This window comes from Acetivibrio straminisolvens JCM 21531 (assembly GCF_000521465.1).
GTDB lineage: Bacteria > Bacillota > Clostridia > Acetivibrionales > Acetivibrionaceae > Hungateiclostridium > Hungateiclostridium straminisolvens.
This window is the reverse complement of record NZ_BAVR01000118.1, coordinates 1-3,351: the sequence shown is the minus strand read 5'-3', so window position 1 is coordinate 3,351 and position 3,351 is coordinate 1. Positions and strand designations below refer to the sequence as shown.

Sequence of the window (3,351 nt, the reverse complement as noted above, 5' to 3'; positions counted from 1 at the left end):
AAATAAATAAGTAAAATTAATAATATTAATAAGTTGTATTAGAGGTACTTATGGATATAAATTTTGAGCTGTATAAAATTTTTTATCATACCGCAAAAGCACAAAGCTTTTCTGCTGCAGCCGGCATACTTCACGTATCCCAGTCGGCAGTAAGCCAGTCCATCAAAAGCCTTGAAGAAAAGCTTGGCTCCAAGCTTTTTTTTCGAAAGAACCGTGAAATAAAGCTTACCATAGAAGGGGAAATACTGTTTAAACATATTGAGCAAGCTTTCAATTTTATAAAAACAGCCGAACACAAAATATATCAGACTCAGAACTTGGAAAGAGGCGAAATAAGAATCGGAGTCAGCGACACCGTCTGTAAATATTTTCTCATCCCCTACATAGAAAAATTTATAAAAAATTATCCCAGCGTAAAAATACAGGTCATAAACAGGACCTCTTCACAAATCCAGGACATACTTAAAAAGGGACTTATTGATTTCGGTATAGTGACTCTTCCCGTGCAGGACAATAAAATCCGTCAGGAGGAATTTTTGACGGTAAAAGATATATTCGTGGCCTCCGACAGGTTCAGCGAGCTTAAAAACCAAGTAACGGACATAAAAGTACTTGCCTCCTATCCCCTTCTTATGCTTGACCGGGGCACCTCAACAAGGCGAAATTTCGATTCTTATCTTTCTTCAAAAGGAATTGGCATTTTGCCTGAAATAGAGTTAGAAAGCATTGATCTTCTTGTAGAGTTTGCAAAGATTGGGCTGGGTATCGCTTTGGTACTAAAGGAAAGCGTCCTTGATGAACTAAAAAAAGGGACTCTTTTTGAAGTTAAACTAAAGGAGGATATTACGCTCAGAAAACTGGGAGTCATCACCATGAAAAATGTCCCTCTTTCAAGAGCCTCTTCCGAGTTTATCAACTTACTTTTCATATAGCCAAAAGTCCTGTAAGAGTATAGGATTTATCCGCCGAAATTTTAAAAAATCTTTGCAATACTTGTCCTCTATCCCTTTACATATTTGCTTCAACTGTGTTACGATATTATAAGTATTATTATCGTTTTAGATTAGTTTATTAAAGTATAGAAAGGATGGTTCCATGTCTGAACAAATTAAGCAAATTAGCAAAAGAATTCAGGAGCTTAGAAAAATCTCCGGCATCTCCGTTGAGACATTGGCAAGAGAATTGGGCATTGACAGTGAAACCTACTCGGAATACGAAAGCGGAAACGTGGATATCCCGGTTAGCCTGTTGTTCAAGATTGCCAGCAGATTCGATGTTGAACTTTCCGAAATCCTTACCGGCGAAGCTCCGAAGCTTCATACATATTGTGTTGTCAGAAAAGACAAGGGCGTAAGTGTAGAAAGAAGAAAAGACTACAAGTATCAAAGCCTTGCATTCAATTTCGCAAATAAAAAAATAGAACCATTCCTTGTCACAGTCGACCCCGACTCCAATCCTGAGATAAACTATAATTCTCATCCGGGTCAAGAATTCAACTATGTTATTGAAGGAGTATTAAAAGTAATTATCAACGGGCATGAAATTATACTCAATGAAGGGGATTCCCTGTTCTTTGACTCGGGGGCAAAACACGGAATGAAGGCTATGGACGGCAAACCTGCCAAATTCCTGGCCATAATTTTATAATGGAGGTTTTATGTAATGTTGTTAGAGAAATACCTGTCCAAAGTAAATTTTGACTCGTATGAGGACTTTATCCAAAATTTTAAATTAAATATTCCGGAAAACTTCAACTTTGCTTATGATGTTGTCGACGAAATCGCTTCCAAAACTCCGGATAAAATTGCAATAGTCTGGTGTGATGAAAACGGAAATGAGGCTACATTTACTTTCGGCCAACTAAAAGAATACAGCGACAGGACTGCAAATTTCTTCAAGAAAGCAGGAATAAAAAAGGGAGATCCTGTAATGCTGATTTTGAAAAGGCGCTATGAGTTCTGGTTTGCTATTCTTGCACTCCATAAAATCGGTGCCATATGTATTCCGGCCACTCACCTTCTCACCACAAAGGACATAATTTACAGAAACAATGCAGCAGATATTAAAATGATTGTATGTGTGGCTGAAGATGAAGTAATAAAACACGTTGAAGAATCATTGGAAAAATCGCCTTCTGTTATGGCAAAAGCTCTCATTGGTAAAGACAAAGAAGGCTGGTACAACTTCAACAAAGAAATTGAAAATGAATCTCCCGATTTCGAAAGGCCAACGGGCGAAGATGCGCCTACCAACGACAGCATCATGCTCCTGTACTTCACTTCAGGAACTACAGGCATGCCAAAAATGGTTAGCCATGATTTCACCTATCCTTTGGGCCATATTGTAACAGCTAAGTACTGGCAGAATGTAATTGACGGAGGACTACACCTTACCGTTGCAGATACCGGATGGGCAAAAGCCGTTTGGGGTAAGATCTACGGGCAATGGCTAGCAGGAAGCGCTGTTTTTGTATACGACTATGATAAATTTGTTCCAAAGGAGCTTCTTGAGGTAATATGCAAGTATGGTGTTACCACCTTCTGCGCACCTCCTACAATTTACAGATTCTTTATAAAAGAGGATTTGAGCAAATATGATTTCAGCAAGTTGAAATACTGTACTGTTGCAGGAGAGCCTTTAAATCCGGAAGTATACAATCAATTCTATAAAGCAACCGGTATCAGGCTCATGGAAGGATACGGCCAGACAGAGCTTACCGTAACATTGGGTACATTCCCCTGGATGGAGCCAAAGCCAGGCTCAATGGGCAAACCTTCTGCAGGTTATGAGATAGATCTTCTTGATGAAAACGGAAACTCCTGCGAAGTCGGTGAAGAAGGTCAGGTAGTTATAAGAACAGACAAAATCAAACCCGTAGGAATGTTTGGCGGATATTACAGAGACAAAGAGCTCACAAATAAGGTTTGGCATGATGATATTTACTACACTGGTGATATGGCTTGGCGTGATGAGGACGGTTACTACTGGTTTGTCGGCAGGGCTGACGACGTTATAAAGAGTTCCGGATACAGAATCGGGCCTTTTGAAGTAGAAAGCGCTCTTTTAGAGCATCCCGCAGTTTTAGAATGTGCAATAACAGCTGTACCGGATCCTATCAGAGGTCAGATAGTTAAAGCTACAGTTGTCCTTGCTAAAAATTATACTCCCGGTGATGACCTTGTAAAAGAGCTCCAGGATCATGTTAAGAAAGTAACTGCTCCTTACAAGTATCCTAGAATTATTGAGTTCGTTGATGAGCTTCCTAAAACCATAAGCGGAAAAATCAGAAGAGTTGAAATCAGGGCTAAGGATCAGTCCAAATAATAAATATCTAATTAATAATTAATAATA

The 3,351-nt window shown here is 39.2% G+C and carries 3 protein-coding genes; all 3 read left to right on the top strand.

Features of this window, described 5'->3' with window-relative positions; genetic code table 11:
- Positions 1-50 precede the first annotated feature (50 nt).
- The 3 genes from JCM21531_RS16760 (at position 51) to JCM21531_RS16750 (ending at position 3,324) form a co-directional block, all read left to right on the top strand.
- On the top strand, positions 51-932 hold the full coding sequence (locus JCM21531_RS16760) for a LysR family transcriptional regulator (RefSeq protein WP_038291524.1): 882 nt from the start codon (positions 51-53) through the stop codon (positions 930-932).
- Between the two features lie 163 nt (positions 933-1,095).
- The gene (locus JCM21531_RS16755) at positions 1,096-1,647 is read left to right on the top strand and encodes a helix-turn-helix domain-containing protein (protein ID WP_038291522.1); all 552 of its coding nucleotides are present in this window, start codon (positions 1,096-1,098) and stop codon (positions 1,645-1,647) included.
- Between the two features lie 18 nt (positions 1,648-1,665).
- Entirely contained in the window at positions 1,666-3,324 is a 1,659-nt protein-coding gene (locus JCM21531_RS16750; RefSeq protein WP_038291525.1) for an AMP-binding protein, read from the top strand.
- The last annotated feature ends 27 nt before the right edge of the window (positions 3,325-3,351 follow it).